The organism is Peribacillus sp. CSMR9, from assembly GCF_033141925.1.
Classification (GTDB): Bacteria; Bacillota; Bacilli; order Bacillales; family DSM-1321; genus Peribacillus; species Peribacillus simplex_A.
Genome location: NZ_JAOPHO010000024.1, coordinates 1 through 17,689 on the forward strand (window position 1 = coordinate 1; position 17,689 = coordinate 17,689).

17 protein-coding genes and 1 pseudogene are annotated in these 17,689 nt (G+C 42.1%); 1 reads left to right on the top strand and 17 read right to left on the bottom strand.

Annotated features, from left to right (window positions below):
- Positions 1-70: 70 nt before the first annotated feature.
- From N9I19_RS12780 to N9I19_RS12795, 4 genes are all read right to left on the bottom strand, one after another.
- The gene (locus N9I19_RS12780) at positions 71-2,056 is read right to left on the bottom strand and encodes a T7SS effector LXG polymorphic toxin (RefSeq protein ID WP_317777985.1); all 1,986 of its coding nucleotides are present in this window, start codon (positions 2,054-2,056) and stop codon (positions 71-73) included.
- Positions 2,053-2,343 carry a YwqI/YxiC family protein gene (locus N9I19_RS12785; protein WP_317777986.1) on the bottom strand — a complete coding sequence of 97 codons (291 nt, stop codon included), beginning with the start codon at positions 2,341-2,343 and terminating at the stop codon, positions 2,053-2,055. The genes N9I19_RS12780 and N9I19_RS12785 overlap by 4 nt, the downstream gene beginning before the upstream one ends.
- Positions 2,343-2,771 (bottom strand): YwqH-like family protein, encoded by a 429-nt coding sequence (locus N9I19_RS12790; RefSeq protein ID WP_089363864.1) that lies wholly within the window; start codon positions 2,769-2,771, stop codon positions 2,343-2,345. The genes N9I19_RS12785 and N9I19_RS12790 overlap by 1 nt, the downstream gene beginning before the upstream one ends.
- Positions 2,772-3,008: 237 nt before the next feature.
- Positions 3,009-3,257, bottom strand: coding sequence for a hypothetical protein (locus N9I19_RS12795; protein WP_061463073.1), 249 nt, complete (start codon positions 3,255-3,257; stop codon positions 3,009-3,011).
- A 411-nt stretch (positions 3,258-3,668) separates the two neighbouring features.
- On the opposite strand from N9I19_RS12795, the gene N9I19_RS12800 reads away from it, so the two are divergent.
- Positions 3,669-4,079 carry a hypothetical protein gene (locus tag N9I19_RS12800; protein ID WP_061463072.1) on the top strand — a complete coding sequence of 137 codons (411 nt, stop codon included), beginning with the start codon at positions 3,669-3,671 and terminating at the stop codon, positions 4,077-4,079.
- Between the two features lie 152 nt (positions 4,080-4,231).
- Here N9I19_RS12800 and N9I19_RS12805 read toward each other — a convergent pair whose 3' ends face one another.
- From N9I19_RS12805 to N9I19_RS12865, 13 genes and pseudogenes are all read right to left on the bottom strand, one after another.
- Positions 4,232-4,525 (bottom strand): hypothetical protein, encoded by a 294-nt coding sequence (locus N9I19_RS12805; protein ID WP_061463071.1) that lies wholly within the window; start codon positions 4,523-4,525, stop codon positions 4,232-4,234.
- A gap of 366 nt (positions 4,526-4,891) precedes the next feature.
- Positions 4,892-5,857 (bottom strand): annotated as a pseudogene (locus N9I19_RS12810) (serine hydrolase domain-containing protein).
- A 104-nt stretch (positions 5,858-5,961) separates the two neighbouring features.
- On the bottom strand, positions 5,962-6,792 hold the full coding sequence (gene nadE / locus N9I19_RS12815; protein ID WP_284470852.1) for an ammonia-dependent NAD(+) synthetase: 831 nt from the start codon (positions 6,790-6,792) through the stop codon (positions 5,962-5,964).
- Between the two features lie 34 nt (positions 6,793-6,826).
- Positions 6,827-8,296: a nicotinate phosphoribosyltransferase gene (locus N9I19_RS12820; RefSeq protein ID WP_317777987.1), complete on the bottom strand. Its 1,470-nt coding sequence runs from the start codon at positions 8,294-8,296 to the stop codon at positions 6,827-6,829.
- A gap of 61 nt (positions 8,297-8,357) precedes the next feature.
- Positions 8,358-8,909, bottom strand: coding sequence for a cysteine hydrolase family protein (locus tag N9I19_RS12825; protein WP_317777988.1), 552 nt, complete (start codon positions 8,907-8,909; stop codon positions 8,358-8,360).
- A gap of 15 nt (positions 8,910-8,924) precedes the next feature.
- Positions 8,925-9,689 carry an NUDIX domain-containing protein gene (locus tag N9I19_RS12830; RefSeq protein WP_089363868.1) on the bottom strand — a complete coding sequence of 255 codons (765 nt, stop codon included), beginning with the start codon at positions 9,687-9,689 and terminating at the stop codon, positions 8,925-8,927.
- A gap of 193 nt (positions 9,690-9,882) precedes the next feature.
- A complete protein-coding gene (locus N9I19_RS12835) occupies positions 9,883-11,412 on the bottom strand; it encodes an acyl-CoA carboxylase subunit beta (RefSeq protein WP_317777989.1) in 1,530 nt (509 codons plus the stop codon).
- A gap of 23 nt (positions 11,413-11,435) precedes the next feature.
- Positions 11,436-12,218 carry an enoyl-CoA hydratase gene (locus tag N9I19_RS12840; RefSeq protein WP_317777990.1) on the bottom strand — a complete coding sequence of 261 codons (783 nt, stop codon included), beginning with the start codon at positions 12,216-12,218 and terminating at the stop codon, positions 11,436-11,438.
- A gap of 19 nt (positions 12,219-12,237) precedes the next feature.
- Positions 12,238-13,137, bottom strand: coding sequence for a hydroxymethylglutaryl-CoA lyase (locus tag N9I19_RS12845; protein WP_317777991.1), 900 nt, complete (start codon positions 13,135-13,137; stop codon positions 12,238-12,240).
- A 17-nt stretch (positions 13,138-13,154) separates the two neighbouring features.
- Positions 13,155-13,367 carry an acetyl-CoA carboxylase biotin carboxyl carrier protein subunit gene (locus N9I19_RS12850; protein WP_089363871.1) on the bottom strand — a complete coding sequence of 71 codons (213 nt, stop codon included), beginning with the start codon at positions 13,365-13,367 and terminating at the stop codon, positions 13,155-13,157.
- A 39-nt stretch (positions 13,368-13,406) separates the two neighbouring features.
- Positions 13,407-14,756 (bottom strand): acetyl-CoA carboxylase biotin carboxylase subunit, encoded by a 1,350-nt coding sequence (locus tag N9I19_RS12855; RefSeq protein WP_317777992.1) that lies wholly within the window; start codon positions 14,754-14,756, stop codon positions 13,407-13,409.
- Positions 14,728-16,407 (bottom strand): AMP-binding protein, encoded by a 1,680-nt coding sequence (locus N9I19_RS12860; protein WP_317778007.1) that lies wholly within the window; start codon positions 16,405-16,407, stop codon positions 14,728-14,730. The genes N9I19_RS12855 and N9I19_RS12860 overlap by 29 nt, the downstream gene beginning before the upstream one ends.
- A gap of 122 nt (positions 16,408-16,529) precedes the next feature.
- On the bottom strand, positions 16,530-17,672 hold the full coding sequence (locus N9I19_RS12865) for an acyl-CoA dehydrogenase family protein (protein WP_317777993.1): 1,143 nt from the start codon (positions 17,670-17,672) through the stop codon (positions 16,530-16,532).
- Positions 17,673-17,689 lie beyond the last annotated feature (17 nt).

The window sequence follows — 17,689 nt, forward strand, 5'->3', positions numbered from 1 at the left end:
TGTAGATTCTCCTCAAATGTAGTATCTGTAGTCTACTTGACCTTAAAAATTCTGTCCAACTAAGTGTAGCCTATTCAATTACTTTAAATTTTTCAGGACGCATATCACTCCCAGAGTAGATTATATCAACATTAACTGTTACTTTTTTGGGAGGTGTTTCTTTTAAAGCTACAGCCCATTCCTCTTCAATTTTCTTATATTGCTTCAAATTAACATCAGATAATTGCGATACCAAATTGTCAATTTTAGGTGATCCTCCAAACCTATCACCTGCCAAATGCCCTGCATGGTCTTGACCTTTTACTTTACCAGGTGTGTTTTTGCTGTGTGACAATCTATCTGTTCTCGTTGTTAATTGTAAATTCTCTGTTTCAAATTTTACAATCCTACCTACATTATCTGTTTCATAAAAGTACTCATACTCTCCTGTTTTATATCTAATATCAGGCTTTAACCTATTTTTTCTTCCGTTTGTAAACTGTAGTCTGTTGTCCACTAATGTTTTAACTTCACTTACTTCAGCCCTAACTTTATCCGTACCCTTAGAAATACTCTCCCCTGAAACACCCTCTACTTTGCTATCTTTCACCGTAAATTTCTGATAGGCTTCCTTAATTGTTTGTTTTTCCATTACAATTTGGGGAAGGTTTGGTCCTCCTGCGAGGGAAACCTGTTCCATACTTATTCGTTTAGGTATTTCTTTTTTACCTAGTTCGTCACCTATATTTTTTAACGTGGTTTTTCCTGATCTCGCGATGTCTGTTATTGTAGCTTGAACCTTCTGAACCTGCTTTTGTGCAAATTCCTTACTGTAAGGGGCAAACTTTGTACCGCTTGCTACTTTATCGGCGACCTTCGCCGCTCCAGCCACACCGCCGATTCCGAGTGCCATCAACAGGCCGTTCTGGCGCTGTTCCTCGGTTAGCTGGTTGCCGAACATGTCTTTGCCTGTGGCCGCTTCACCAAGGCCGTTGGCTGCGAGGAGTCCGTATATTCCGTATTCGGTTTTCTGGAGGAGGCTAAAGCCTTTTGTCGTTTTATAGGCATCGAGCGCGTGGTTCGCTGCGTTGAGTCCTTTGGCCGTTTTGTATAGGGCGCTTCCGCCTTTGATGGCCCGTCCGGCCCAGCCGACGACGGGGATGAATCCAGCGGCAGCCATGGCGCCGGCGGCGATTCGTTCGGCATCGGACAGCTTGCGGCCCGTTACTGGATCGACTCCTGTTGAGGCCCTGATAGAATCATAATATCCCGTGAATTCCCCTGTAAAGGTTTTTGTCGTATCCCAGGCTTTTTCGTACCATGGGCGATTTTCGAGTTCTTCCATTTCACGTTCGATTTCCTTAGCTTCGGCTTGCTGCTTTTTGAAGGTCTGATAGTCTTTCATCTGACCGGCGACTTCATCCTTCACTTGATAGACGTCACTATTCTTAAATGCCGATTGGTTGAACGTCATCGGCGAAACGTTGCCGTCCTGTTTGGTGGCATCAAGCAAGGCACGGAAGAGGCCAACGGCCACGTTTTCCTGCCCGACGGACACATCATATTCCTCGACCAATTGCCGGTCGACATTCTCGACCTTTGTCACGGTGTCATCCAGCCTATGCCCGGCCAGCGTGATTTTTTCATTAAAGTCCTTTTGGTCGAATATATCAAGAGGCAGGATATCGTCAATGCTGTTCAGGATCCTTTGAAGATCATTCGCTTGTTCATCGACAAGCGACTTCGCTTGGTTGATGCCGTTTGACACTTCGCCATCTAAAAAGGGAACCTCGACCACCGTATTTCCGGAGAGGTCCGCCTCTTCCAGGGTGGCCGGTATGCCTTCCAAAAAACTGATTTGGGTCGTGAATAGTTCCATCCAGGCGTCCGCCACCTCGATTTGCGCTTCATAGAAGCTTTTGATGGCGGTAGCACCGGCTCCTTGAAACTCATTATTAAGGCCAACAATGCCCTGAAATTCCTTTTTCAGGGCTGCGACTTCCTTCTTTAGGTCATCATATTGCTTGGCACGCGACTTAGTTGCGGCCGTCAAAGTCTCGGCTTCATATATTTTCATCTCACAGGATACCCATGTGAAGACGTATGGGCGATGGCTTCATCCTGTTCTTTTAATAAGTCAATGTTGGCACGGGTATCTTCCACATTTTTCTGGACGATTTTGATATATTGCTCGAAGACCTTCTCCAGGTTCTTTTCCCGATCGATCCATTTCGAAGTGAATTCCAATTTATTGTTGCCAAGCTCGCCTGCCGGCAGATTTCCAAGCTTGACTGTATCAAGCGCCTTCTTCACCTGATCAACTTGTTTCGTTACGGCAGGATGATTCAGTTTGATTGTCGTCATTAAATCAACCGCCTTTTTAAATCTGATATTTTACTTTCCAGTTGCTCAAATGCCTCTTCACCTTTGCTTAAAAGGTTATCGGCTTCTTGGGCTATATTCCCCGCTATATTCAGGAGGGTATTCTCGGCACTTAGCTTTGTAATCATCGCTTCAATCTTCCATTGGTAATCGTCATAATCGTCATGAATGATGCTAAACATGACATTATAGGCATCATGACGGGCTTCCTGAAAATGATCCGAGCGCTTCCCGGTCCAACCACCACCTAGCTCTGGGTCTTTTATTTTCCTAATCTCGTTAAGACACATACTCTGTTCTTTTATGATATCGTTTTTCGCTTTTTCTAAACGTTCAATTTTCGCATTTAAATCAGCTTTTTTACTGGAGATAGCAGAGTGTATATTACTCAAAATATCTGCATATACCATGAAACTCACCTCAAGAATAGTATATTTCTACATTATCTGTCATATTTTTCTTATTTAATTATAAGGATTAAAGTCCGAGAGTTAAATAGGGAAAATATGCTATTTTGTCAGTTAACAGAGAAGATTGGCATGATAAATATCATACATACCATATTCTTTATACCCTGGATTTTACCAATTTTAAACAAGTGAATAGATCGTCATTTCCTTAGATCGTCCATAAGAATTTCAACCACTTCATTCAAACTGCCCTTTACCGTATCTTAACACCAAATCTTCCCGGACAAATTCCCTGCAAGTGGAAGATAGATGTGACCTTTGAGGATGTATCAAATCTCCAAATGGCAAATCCCCGACAAATTTAACTTCACCTTCAAAATTCTGTTCGGATTCAGCATCAAAACCGGATACTTTTACAAAGCAAGTATTATGACCGGTTTTCATATAATCGATTATTGTTAACACATGATTATGTAAATCACTCATTCTTTTCCCTCCAACCTTGAAAACATTTAAGTATATTAAGGATTAAATCAAATCGTTTATCTAGGGGCATTAGAATATAAGAAATTAGGAACACCTACTTTAAAATCTCTTATTCTTAATTTTTCTATGTATTGAATATTATATGGTTAATCTATTCACAATATATTAACTATACCTTTATTTAGCTGCCGTTTCATGTCTTGATTTTCCAATTCATTCACTTATGATTTTTTTATGTGTCCCAATAAATGCGAAAGAATAAACACTGACATAGTAGTGGATATTCACCCCTTAACGTGTTTATTATTTCATATTACTGCCATCTAAGGTCAGTCGTGCCCCCCAGAGGACCTGCCCACTTCTATATAGATTTATAACCTGCTATAATCTAAGGAATTGGAGGTGTGAAAAATGAAAGAATTCATCCAGATATTAGCGGAAATCGTCAATAATCTTCACGATTTCATCCTATTCTTTGTGAGCGATACATTAAATTCAAATGCAACGGACAAGGATTTGCATTTTTGGATAATGGGAATCATCGGTATCATCATCTTTTTGTTCGTGTTATTTTTATCTAATTTAATTTCCCGGATGCGTTTTGGGATTACGATACTTTCTTTCCTTTATACCTTTACTGTCATGGTTGTTTTAGTATTTGCAATTGAAATTCAGCAGGCCCTTACCAGCAGAGGGAATATGGAATTTCAAGATGCTGCTGTTGGCCTTTGGGGCTTCATCGTATTTTTCATGGTTTTTGCTGTAGTGTCATCCATATTCCTTTTAGTGAAGAATTTTTTCAAGCAATCAGAAAAAAGGTAACGACAGGTCACCTTGCTTAATTTATTCCTTATGGCCATTGGATTTATTATTGGCGGGAACGGGACACTCTCTGTGGCAACATCTTAATATGGAAAGGGAAAGTTTTTACAGAGAAGCCTTTTTCAGGCGAGGTAATGAACACATGCTATCAATTACTTTGGTTCACTTTCGTTAAAATCAATGCTAAACAGATTAAAAGAATCGTCGTCATTCAAACGGTCCTTATCATACCCGGATAATTCAGAACTATTTTCCCTGCGACGGCGATTTACTTCCCTTAATTCCGCTTCTAGAAATTCAGCTTGACCGTGGGAAAGCTTGATCGTGATTTCATTATTATTTTGATCATCTGCAGCTTTCAAGAGGACATAACTATCCGCTGCATTACGTAAAGTCACGTTGCTTAGTGTTAAGTTCATGTTTGCGAGTTCATATCTTGCCTTCATAACGTAAAAAGAACCTCCATCGGAAAATACCGGTTAAAATGGTGTATATTAAATATACTTTACTTCAAGATATCTAAATATACAAATTCTTTGTTTAAGAAAAGCCTTGAAATCTAAAGAAATCTACCCACTTAAAGAGCTTTCCGAGACAAGAAATGGAAAAGTAATGCGCCATGTCATTTAAGCCCCTTTCTTGAATATAGATACCGGTCAAGTTTCTTCCCTTGAAAATCCAGAAGTTCTGGAAACGATCAAGCATTTGAATGCGAATTCATCCCTTTCTTAAATAAAAACAGATTACCATGAATGAAGTCACATTGATTATAAACAAATGGAACCCTTCACTATCGGAAAGGTTCCATTTGTTTATAATTCTTTCTCAATCGCGCAGGTAATATCGTATGGGCCCATGCTTTCATTTGAAGTAATGACGGTTATCATTCGATTTGCCGGGTATACCGCAGAATTGAAACTTACACCCTGATCATAGCCCATTATATGACATTTAAAAATCCCGTCATTTTTTTACTTATCCATATACCATACCCATAGAATTCCCCTCCATCTGCTCAGCCTTTGATGGGAAGGAAATAAATATTCGTTCTCCATGTTCCATTTTCTTCGTTTATGTACCCTAGCGTATGTACCCTAGCGCTGTGTTTTTAGGGAGCTTGTCCATAGAGAAGTAACCGGAATCTTTCCTACCACAAGGCAGAAAGATGTTATTGTCAATATATTCGGGAAATTCAAGCCCTGTTTGTTCCTCAACAATCAATCCAATACAATATAGCCAGCATTATTATAATGTAATCTTTCCCCAGGTTCGAACATCATCACATCATCTTGAAACATGGGCAGAAAATCTTTTAATCTTTTTATATGGTACATCGGATTTTTCTGCCATAGCTCTTCAAAGTCCTCCATCACTTCTTCATCAAAGTATCAGGAATACCCGAAGTGTGTGTTAAGAGGTGATGTATGGTTACATTTTGATGGAAATCCGGAAACTAAAAACTCGATCGGAAGACAGTCTTTAAGCTTAGAATCAAACCTAAGAGTCCCTTTTTGTACTAACTGGCAAATGGTTATCGCAGTAAACAGTTGACACCCAGAAGCAATTCCGAACCTTGTTTCAGTCGTATTCATTATTTCATCCGATCGATTGGAATAGCCATGTCCTGAACTATATATTAGATCATCTCCCGTTTTCACACCGATTACACCGGAGAATTTAATTTCCTTGCTAGTTTCTTTAATAAGCCTGGATAGATCCAAATTGAGAGTCGATATTTGATTTTCCCCTTTACTGGTAAAATATTTTTTATTACTCATGTGTTAGCAAAGTGATATTCATTGGTCTTCCCAAAAACGCCCGCACCTTTAAAAGTGATGCGGGCGTTTAAATTCACTTGAACTTCTCGGCTTTACCCATTCTTTTATTTCCACCAAGTATCATAAACGTTAATGGCTTCATTCCGTTTATGTTCGGTTTTAGTATACCATCCTTCGATGATTTCGGCAGCTTCCGTCCTGATTTCCTTTCCTTCAAGGTAATCATCGATTTCGTCGTAACTAACGCCTAAAGCCACTTCATCAGGAATTAATGGTTTGTCATCTTCTAAATCGGCCGTTGGAACCTTCGTATAAAGACGCTCGGGAGCACCGACGAATTTCAGGATTTCTTTTCCTTGCCTTTTATTTAATCGATATAATGGGATGATATCCGCTGCACCGTCACCATGTTTCGTAAAGAAACCTGTGATTGCTTCAGCCGCATGGTCCGTACCAAGCACGACACCTTTGTAAAGTCCGGCTAAATCATATTGTACCTTCATCCGCTCACGCGCTTTGACATTTCCCCTTAAGAAATGCGATAGTTTTTCAGAAACGGCTTCTTCCACAGCCTTTACTGATGCATCCACCGCTCCCTTGATGTTGACTGTAACAGTTTGGCTTGGCTTGATGAATTTTAAAGCCAACTGCCTGTCATCTTCATCAGCCTGTACTCCATATGGCAAGCTAACAGCAACAAACTTATAATCGCTGCCATTTTTTTCTTCATTCAATTCATTGACAGCGGTTTGGGCAATATACCCCGCCAGTGTTGAATCTTGACCTCCAGATATTCCAAGTACAAAACTTTTCAGAAACGTATTTTTCTTCAAATACCCTTTTAATAGATCAACACTTTTCCTGAATTCGACTTCAGGATCGATCGTTGGTTGGACAAGTAATTTTTTTACGATTTCTCTTTGTAATGGACGCATTGGCAAAGCCTCGCTTTCTGATAAAATAGATTGGTCATTTCGTTAGCATTCTCTCTACATTTGCTTTAATTTCATCTATATTCCTCATTTTATTATCCCAACAATCCTGGCTTAGATCTACCGGGTATTCTTCAGGATTAAGTGCACGAAGGTACTCAGGCCATAAAACTTGGAGATTTTTTTTCGTGAAGGCCTTGATTTCATCAATGGTTGGTAATTCATAAATCAAGCTGCCTTCCTTGAAAATATCCACATGCAGATCAACGGCATCGAAATCCGTGACAAATTTACTCAGGAAGGTATGGACAGGATGAAACATTTTTAATTTTTCCTGTTCCTGAGGCTTTTCATATTCCATGGCCAAATAGTCACCTTCAGCATGGTTGTTCACTTTATTGATGATTCGATATACTCGTTTTAAGCCAGGTGTCGTAACCTTTTCAGGGTTAGAAGAAATTTTGATGGTATCTCTCATATTCCCATCTTCTCCCTCTATTGAAACCATTTTATAAACAGCACCAAGCGCTGGCTGGTCATAAGCCGTAATCAATTTGGTTCCGATGCCCCAAATGTCAATTCTTGCTCCTTGTTGTTTCAGGTTGATGATCGTATATTCATCCAAGTCATTGGAAGCGACAATCTTCGCATCATGAAACCCTGCAGCATCAAGCATACGTCGTGCTTCTTTTGATAAGTAAGCTAAATCACCGCTGTCAAGACGGACGCCTATGAAATTGATTTTATCGCCCAGTTCCTTGGCAACACGGATTGCATTGGGGATGCCAGAACGCAATGTATCATAGGTATCAACCAAGAATACACAGTCTTTATGGGAAACAGCGTATTTATGAAAAGCCGTATATTCATCTTTATAAGCCTGGATCATGGAATGGGCATGCGTTCCTGAAACCGGAATGCCGAACAGCTTTCCAGCACGTACATTACTAGTGGAATCAAAGCCAGCAATATAGGCCGCTCTCGCTCCCCAAATTGCAGCATCCATTTCTTGTGCCCGTCTTGAACCGAATTCAAGGGCAGATTCATCTCCAATAACTTGTTTTATGCGCGAGGCCTTTGTTGCCACGAGTGTGTGATAATTCACAATGTTAAGCAGCGCAGTTTCAATGAGTTGAGCTTCAGCAAGCGGTGCCTCCACCCGTAAAATCGGTTCATTGCCGAAGACAAGCTCTCCCTCTTTCATACAGCGGATCGCTCCCGTGAAACGGATGTTTCGCAAATAATCCAAAAATTCTTCATCATAGTGCAGATCATTTTTTAAATAGTCGATATCACTTTCCGAGAAGGAAAAGTTTTGAAGGTAATGGACAATTTTTTCAAGTCCCGCAAAAATCGCATATCCGCTGTTAAATGGAAGCTTTCTGAAAAATATTTCGAAAACTGCCTTTCGGTTATGTGTTTTGTCCTGCCAATAAGTTTGGGCCATATTGATTTGGTAAAGATCAGTGTGTAATGCGTAACTGTCGTCGTTGTACTTTTTTTCCATGGATAGTTCCTCCCAAAAGAGAAGCATTCGCTTCCCTTCTATTCTGTTGCGTGAATGAATATTATAGAATGGTTGCTCCAAGAGATCCTTTAAAATGTCCAAGCGCCCAATGGTGACCGGCATCATTGAACGAGGCCACTGCATTTTCATATACAAAGATTTTATAACCTAAATTATAAGCGTCGATTGCCGTATGCAAAATACAGATATCTGTACAAACCCCGACTAAATATACATCGGTAATGTGACGTTCCCTTAGGCGGATATCAAGGTCCGTTCCTGCAAATGCCGAATAACGCGTTTTATCTATATAATGAACATTCTTTTGATTTTTATTTGTTTCATATTCTTCTTTTAAAGTTCCATATAGGTCTCTACCCATTGTACCGCTAATATTATGCGGTGGGAACAAATTCGATTCAGGATGTAAGCGGTCTCCATTTTCATGTAAATCAATCGCGAAGACCGTGTATTCCCCTTGTTTGATAAACTCCTTGGTTATCCTGACTAGTGCCTTCTCGATATCCTGTCCTGGCTTCCCGCAGGTCAATGAACCCCCGTCTGCCACGAAGTCATACGTATAATCGATATTGATCAATGCCTTTTTATCCATTTCACCTATTCCCCCTTAATAATAAATAGAGTCCATGACAATCTCTGCATTAAATCGGTAAAGTTGTGAAGGCCGATACGAATTTCGTTTTGTTTTCTTCTGGATACCCTTTTCATCCAAGACTTTCTCCAAGAACGGGAGTTTAGGGGCTTTTGCATAAAAAAGTGAATCCGCGCTGATTTTTGCATCATCTCTAGCTATCAGCAACACCCGTTGCAGTTCAGAAAGTGTAAATTCATCCGGCAGGAATTTTTGGGCTATCGTCGTTTGCACCATTTCTTTTTTCAGTAAGTTCATCGCGTCGTTAATGATTGTATGATGATCAAATGCAAGCTCTAATTGTAACGCTTCCTGTATCGTGAACAATTCAACCTCAGCTGCATCGTCATTCGCTTTTCTTTGATTGAGAAAATCTTCCTGGACAATGGCGTAAAAAGCATTGGATATGATCCATCCCCTGGGATCGCGTCCTGGGCGGTCATAAACACCGAAATGCTTGACATGGAATCCAGCTACGCCCGTTTCTTCTTTTAATTCCCGTTTAGCTGCTTCATAAGCAGTCTCCCTGGCATTTACAAAGCCTCCAGGCAATGCCCATTTATCTCCTTCAACATTTGGGTGTCCTTCCTTATCTTTCGTCGCACGTTTGATTAACAATAGCTTTAAAAACATTTCAGGCGGCGCTTTCTCTGCCGTTTTCTGCGAAGTAATAGTAAAGATCGCAATGTCTGCTGTGTATCCATCTGGAGTTATATATTTCTTTTTTTCCTGCTGAACCATGGCAACGCTCACTTTCTTTCACTAAGTATGGGTTGAGTAATTAGTAAATCAATAATTACTAATTATAGTACTCTTCCTTATGTGATTTAGCAACTCTAAATAAGAAAATTTTTCTTATTATTTGAAAAATCATTTTATTTTCATACATGCTAAATAGCCCGGGCATGATGACCGGGCTTGTTTCTTGAATTCATTAGACTGGATAGACTCCATGTTTACGATCGGTAAATGTCAATTGTTTACTGCTATATGCTTCAAACCGGGCGCTCAATTCATCACGCAGGTCATTTGGCTGGATGATGCCATCAACAATCATCTCGGAGGCTAAGCGGTAGATATCAATGTCTTCATTATATTCATTGCGCTTCTGTTCGATGAATGCTGGGCGATCCTCCGCCTCCATCGCATTGATTTTATTGGCATAGACTGCATTGACCGCAGCTTCTGCCCCCATGACCGCAATCAATGCCGTCGGTAAGGCAAGTACGCAGTCCGGTTCAAAAGCGGGACCAGCCATCGCGTAGAGTCCAGCACCATAAGCTTTTCGGACAATGACAGAAATCTTGGGGACCGTGGCTTCACTCATGGCCGAAATCATTTTCGCACCATGGCGAATGATGCCTGCCTGTTCGACCTTCGTTCCAATCATGAATCCTGGAATATCCACCAGGAACAACAGCGGTATATGGAAAGCATCACATAAATTGATGAACTTGGCCGCCTTATCGGCTGAATCATGGAAAAGGACGCCTCCCTTGACACGCGGCTGATTGGCTATGATCCCAATCGTCTGTCCATTTAGCCTTGCAAGCCCGGTAACCAATTCGGGGGCAAATAGCTTCTTGATTTCACAAAACGATTGCCTGTCTATAATCCTATCGATCAGGTCATACATATTAAAGGCTGCATTCTGGTTTTTTGGAATCAGCTCTTCTAATGTTTTTTCGAATTCAGCTGGCAGCTCAGGCTTTTTGGCTTTAGGCTTTTCTTGATAATTTCCTGGAAAATAGCTTAAGTATCGGCGTGCAAACGCGATGGATTCTTCTTCTGACTTAACAAGCACATCCCCGCATCCTGAAACAGAACAATGCATTTTCGCCCCGCCCATTTCCTCTTCGCTAACCTTTTCGCCAATGACCATTTCTGCCATTCTCGGTGATCCTAAATACATCGATGCATTACCGTCAACCATTACGACAATATCGCAGAAAGCTGGGATATATGCCCCTCCCGCTGCAGATGGTCCGAACAATAGACAAATTTGCGGAACTTTTCCCGATAACTTTACTTGGTTGTAAAAGATTCGTCCTGCACCGCGGCGTCCCGGAAACATTTCTACTTGATCCGTAATTCGAGCACCGGCAGAATCGACTAAATAAAGGAGGGGCAACTGTAACTTATCAGCTGTTTCCTGAATGCGAATGATTTTCTCGACGGTCCTTGCTCCCCAGGAACCTGCTTTTACGGTCGAATCATTGGCCATGACACAGACCCTCTGACCATTGATTTTTCCTATACCAGTAACCACACCATCTGCGGGAAGACCATCACTGGCACAATTTGCAAAGAAAGCGTCTTCTATTTCAACCCCTTCATCAAAAAGCAGCTCTAACCGTTCACGTACGAAAAGCTTTCCTTTTTCAGCATTTTTTTGATGATATTTTTCTAAACCGCCTTTTTTAATCGTTTCAACCGTTTCGGTTAGTTTATCCGTCGTTACCATCCATGTTCCTCCTTCAATTGAAATCATCGACCCGTAAATACCGGTTTGCGCTTTTCCTTGAATGCTGACAGACCCTCCAGTCGGTCACGGGTTTTTAAAGTTGTCTGATAGCAGTCTTTTTCAATTTGCAATCCTGTTTTCAAGTTAGTATCAGCCCCTTGATTGATCGCCGCTTTTGCTGCCCTGAGTGCTAATGGGGCATTGACCGCAATTTCCCCAGCCAGTTTTTTCGCTTCCTCAAGTAATTGTTGTGGTGGATATAAATGACTGATGATTTTCATGGCAAGTGCCGCTTTTGCGTCCAATCTCTTCGCCGTATAAATCAGTTCTTTCGCCGTTGATATTCCAACTATACGGGGCAGGCGTTGAGTACCGCCGGCGCCTGGGATGATTCCTAATGCCGTTTCTGTCAGACCCATCTTTGCCGTTTCCGATGCGATTCGTATGTCACAGGCCAGCGCCAGCTCCAGCCCTCCTCCAAAAGCCGGGCCGTTAATTGCAGCGATTACTGGGACTGGAAGGTTTTCTACAGCCGTAATCGTGTCACCAATCAGTTTGACTGTCTCCTTGACTTTATCATCATTCATCCCAGCCCGTTCCTTAAGATCCGCACCTGCACAAAACGCCTTTTCCCCAGCTCCCGTTAAAATGACGGTTCGTAAATTGGACTCTCTTTTCAGTTCATCCAGTCCTTCGAATAAGCAATGAAGCAATTCGGTGGATAATGCATTGGCAGCATCCGGCCGATTCAAAGTCACGATGGCAATTCCCTTGGCATCATGACTGATCTCTACTAATGAAGTCATCGTTTCACCTCAATTCAACTTATTGCGCGTTATATACAGCCATCTGATGGCTAGGCAATGGTTTTTCCAAAAAGCTTTGCATCATGGACGCAGCCTTCATTAGTTTTTCTTGATTGATTCCCGTGTGAATTCCCATTTTATGTAGCATATGAATCAGGTCATCCGTAGCCACATTGCCGCTCGCACCTGGTGCATATGGGCATCCTCCCAAACCACCGAGAGAAGAGTCGAAAGTGTCAACTCCATATTCCAGTGATTGGAGTACATTTGCGAGTGCCATGCCACCTGTATCATGAAAATGGAGGGCAATTCGGCTTATATCATATCTTTTTACAGCCTGTTCAAGGAACAAGGCAACCTGTCTTGGTGACGCGACCCCAATGGTATCACCCAATGAGACCTCACTAATTCCATAGTCAAATAGTTGATCACAAACACGGAAAACCTGTTCGGACGAAACCTCCCCTTCATAAGGACAGCCGAAAACGGTTGAAACATAGCCCCTAACCGTTTTCCCGCTTTTTGCTGCAGTCCCGATGACATCCTTCATTATTGGAAAGGTATCGGAAATCGATTTATTGATATTTTTAAGATTATGGGTTTCACTGGATGACATGAACACGGAAATTTCATCGATATCGGCTTCAAGGGCCGATTCCAGACCCCTTTGATTGGGTACAAGGGCCGCATATGTGGTCCCGGGATTGCGTTTTATTCCCTTAGCCACAAGGGCCGCATCACTCAATTGGGGAATCCATTTTGGATGTACGAAGGAAGTCACCTCTATATAAGATAACCCTGTATCAGAGAGCTGATCGATCCAATCCATTTTGCTTTGCGTAGGTATAATGACCTTTTCATTTTGCAGCCCATCACGCGGTCCAACTTCCTTAATTGTCACTTTTTCAGGCCAGTTCATCTTACCCCTCCGTCCCTTTATTCAATGACGGCCAATATGTCGCCTTCATTTACAAAATCCCCTTCATTCACTTTAAGTTCTTTGATGGTGCCAGCTTCCTCAGCTGCAATGGGGATTTCCATTTTCATAGATTCCAAGATAATGATGTCCTGTCCGTCGGTAACACTTTGCCCCTCGCTCGCTACGATTTTCCAAACGCTTCCTGCCATGCTTGCCTTTAATTCTGCCATCTTACATTCCTCCTGATCATTATGTTTTTAAAATATGCGTTATACAGTCAATTTTTTAATATATTTCGCAATGAAATCCGTAGTCGTATCTCCTTGGGAAAAAGCTTCATGAGAAATTATTTCCATCAGCAAAGGAAGGTTTGTTTTAATTCCTTCTATTTTATAGTTTGCCAGCGCTTCTATTAATCTCTTGATCGTTTTATTCCTCGAATCGCCGCTCACTACCAATTTGGCGATCATCGGATCATAAAAGTGGGATACGACGGAAGTTCCATGAACCGCCAATTCATGACGGATCCCTTCACCTTCCGGAAGTTCCATACTGGTGATTCTCCCCGGTGCTGGATAGAAGGTTTTCGGATCTTCAGCATATATTCGCACTTCAATGGAATGTCCATCCTTTTTAATCTCACTTTGAGTGAATTCCAGTTTGTTGCCTGACGCAATTTTAATTTGCTGTTCGACTAAATCCAGTCCCGTAATTTCTTCGGTGACAGGATGCTCAACTTGTAGGCGTGTATTCATTTCCAGGAAATAAAAATTTTTATCCGCATCAACTAAAAATTCGAGGGTGCCTGCATTGCTATAACCAATGGATTTTACCGCTTTCACAGCAGCCATTCCCATCCTGTTTCTTGTTTCTTCGTCAAGGAAAGAAGAGGGAGCCTCTTCCACGACCTTCTGGTGGCGCCTTTGAACGGAGCATTCCCTTTCCCATAAGTAAACAGCATTCCCAAAGGAATCCGCCAATACCTGAATTTCGATATGACGAGGCTTCTCAATCAATTTTTCTATGAACATATCTCCATTGCCAAAAAACAATTGAGCACGTTTTTGATTCCCTTCGAAGGCTTTGTAAAGTTCCTCTTCATTAGCAACGGCCTGCATGCCGATTCCCCCGCCGCCTGCTGCTGCTTTTAACATGACTGGATATCCAATCCTTTCGGCAACGGCTGCCGCTTCTGCACTATCTATTAATGGACGTGAAAATCCTGGCACCAATGGAAGTCCCGCTTGCTCCATCTTTTTCCGGGCTTCGACTTTATTGCCCATCTGCTGGATGACCTCTGGTTTGGGACCAATGAATATCAAGCCTGCTTCTTCGCATGAACGTGCGAAATCTGCATTTTCACTAAGAAATCCGTAACCAGGATGAATGGCTTCCACTCCGGTTTCTTTAGCGATTTCCAAAATCTTATTGACGTTTAAATAGCTTTCCTGTACTCTCGGTCCCCCCAATAAATATGCCTCATCTGCCAATTCCACAAATGGCGAATCCGAATCTGCTTCCGAATGGACGGCGACAGTAAGTATTCCCAACTTCTTGCATGTACGAATAATACGTGATGCTATTTCTCCTCTATTTGCGATAAGAATTTTTCGAATCATTCGGTATCCTCCTTAATTTAGTGCGTTCAGATAGTAGGTCAAGAGTTTGTTGCCGAAGCTTATACTTTTGGATCTTTCCGGATGCAGTCATTGGATATGCATCGGTAAATTGAATGTAACGGGGAATTTTATGAAATGATATCTTCCCTTTGCAATATTCTGTCAGTTCTTTCTCCGTAAGGTTTTCTCCCGGTTTCAAAATGATCCATGCCGCTACCTCTTCCCCATACTTCCGATCTGGGACACCGAGTACTTGGACATCGACAATTGCAGGATGTTGATAGAGGAATTCTTCTATCTCACGAGGATAAATATTTTCCCCCCCGCGAATGATCATATCTTTCAACCTGCCTGTTATCATACAATAACCATTCTCGTCCATCACCGCTAAATCTCCCGTATGTAGCCAGCCTTCCCGGTCAATCGCCTGTTCAGTTGCTTCCGGGTTATTATAATACCCCTTCATTACATGGTATCCTCTTGAACAGAGTTCCCCCTGTTTGCCCCGTGGGACCTCTACTCCAGTAGCCGGATCGATAATTTTCACTTCCACTTTCGGCAATGCTCTTCCCACTGAGGAAACACGAAGTTCGATTGGGTCGTCCGTTCTTGTCATCGTAATACCTGGAGATGATTCCGTTTGACCATAAGTAATCGTAATTTCAGAGATCCCCATCTTATTCACCACGCTTTTCATGACTTCGATCGGGCACGTGGAGCCTGCCATGATTCCAGTCCGTAACGAACGTAAATCATACTGGTCGAAGTCATCGAGATTAAGTTCGGCGATGAACATCGTAGGTACACCGTGGAGCCCCGTACATTTTTCTGCTTCAACGGTCTGTAGGACTACACGTGGATTAAATTCCACAATAGGCACCGTCGTTGCCCCTACAGTAACAGAGGCCATCGTACCAAGGGAACAGCCGAAACAATGAAAAAACGGAACGGGGATGCAAAGCCGGTCATCCTTTGTAAGCTTCATGCATTCCGCAACATTCAAGCCGTTGTTGACCAAGTTTGAATGCGTCAACATCACTCCTTTTGGAAATCCTGTCGTCCCTGATGTATATTGCATATTGATCACATCACTGGAAGCCAATTCCCCCATCCTCAGGTCCAGCAACTCTTCCGAAACGGATTCGCTCCCGCTAATGACTTCATCCCACGAAAACGTGCCAGGATAACTCGTTTCACCCAAAACGATGATATTTTTCAATTTTGGCAGTTTCTCAGATTGTAATTTTCCTGGTTCGGCATTTTTCAATTCAGGTACAATTTCATACAACGTATCTATATAGGAATGATCCTTATATTGTTCCATCAGGATTATCGTCGTCGAATCCGATTGCTTAAGCAGGTATTCCAGTTCACTTGTACGGTAATTGGTATTGACCGTTACCAGCACCCCGCCCATTTTCGCTGTCGAAAATTGGGATATAAGCCATTCTGGTTTATTGGACGCCCAAATGGCGATATGTTCCCCTTTTTTAATATCGAGTGCCATGAACCCCCGGGCCGCCTTTCGGCAAATCTTTTCAAATTCGCGATACGAATGACGAAGGCCAAGTTCATGGTAAACCACCGCTTCATTATCACCATATTGTTCAGCTGTCTTTTCAAGCAGTTTTCCGATAGTAACATCTAGCAAATCGGACATCAAACTCCTCCTATCAAATAAAAGTAAGAATGAACGCTTTTTGCTGTATGGATAACATCTGCTTCCCATCTGATTGAACCCAAGCATCATTGTTCATCTTCGTTCCGAAAAGATTAACAGCCTAATTGTCTGGCGATTACGATCCTTTGAATTTCGGATGTGCCTTCCCCGATTTCCAATAACTTAGCATCTCTTAAATAGCGTTCCACTTCATATTCACGCATGTATCCAGAACCGCCATGTATTTGAATCGCTTGATTGCTGGCCCTGAACGCGGTCTCACTTGCAAAAAGCTTGGCGTAAGCCGCTTCCTTTGCAAAAGGTTTTTTATTGTCTTTTAACCATGCCGCCTTATAGACCATGTTCCTTGCCAATTCAATTTCCATTGCCATGTCTGCAAGCTTGAATTGAATCGCCTGAAAACTTGAAATGGATTTACCAAATTGAATGCGCTCTTTTGAAAAAGCTAAAGCCTTATCAAAGGCTGCCTGTGCGATGCCCACGGCCAAAGCTGCAATTGAAATCCTTCCGCCATCCAACGTGAATAAAAATTGCTTGAACCCTTTGTCTGGATCTCCCAATAAATTCTGCTTTGGTACACGTACATTTTCAAGAATGATTTCACACGTATTGGAAGCCCGAACTCCCATTTTTTCATAATTGCTATTGATCGTAAGCCCATGGGTATCCGTTGGCACGATGAATGCGGAGATGATGTTCTTGCCCCTGGAATCTTTGCCCGATACAGCGGTAACGGTAATGGTTCTTGAATAGCTGGCATTTGTTATCCATGTTTTCTCGCCGTTAATCACATATTCATCACCTTCTAATACGGCAGTTGTTTTCGTACCGCCAGCATCCGAACCCGCATTAGGCTCTGTCAACCCGAAAGCTGCCAAAGTTTCACCGGTCGTGATTGGAACCAGATATTTTTGCTTCTGTTCTTCGGTTCCAAAATAGTAAATTGGACTTGCTCCAAGTGAAACGGCTGCTGCATAGCTTAAGCCGGTTCCTCCGCATGCCTTGCCAACCTCTTCAACTGCAATGGCATACGAAATCGTATCTCCACCAGAGCCGCCATATTCTTCAGGGAACGGAATTCCAAGCAACCCGAGTTTCCCCATTTTTTTGAATGCATCTTCCGCAAACATGGACTTTGCATCCAATTCTATGGCAATTGGTTTAATTTCCTTTTCAGCAAATTCCCTAACCATTTCCTTAATCATCTGTTGTTCTTTCGTAAGAGAGAAATCCATTTGTTCATTCCCCTTTC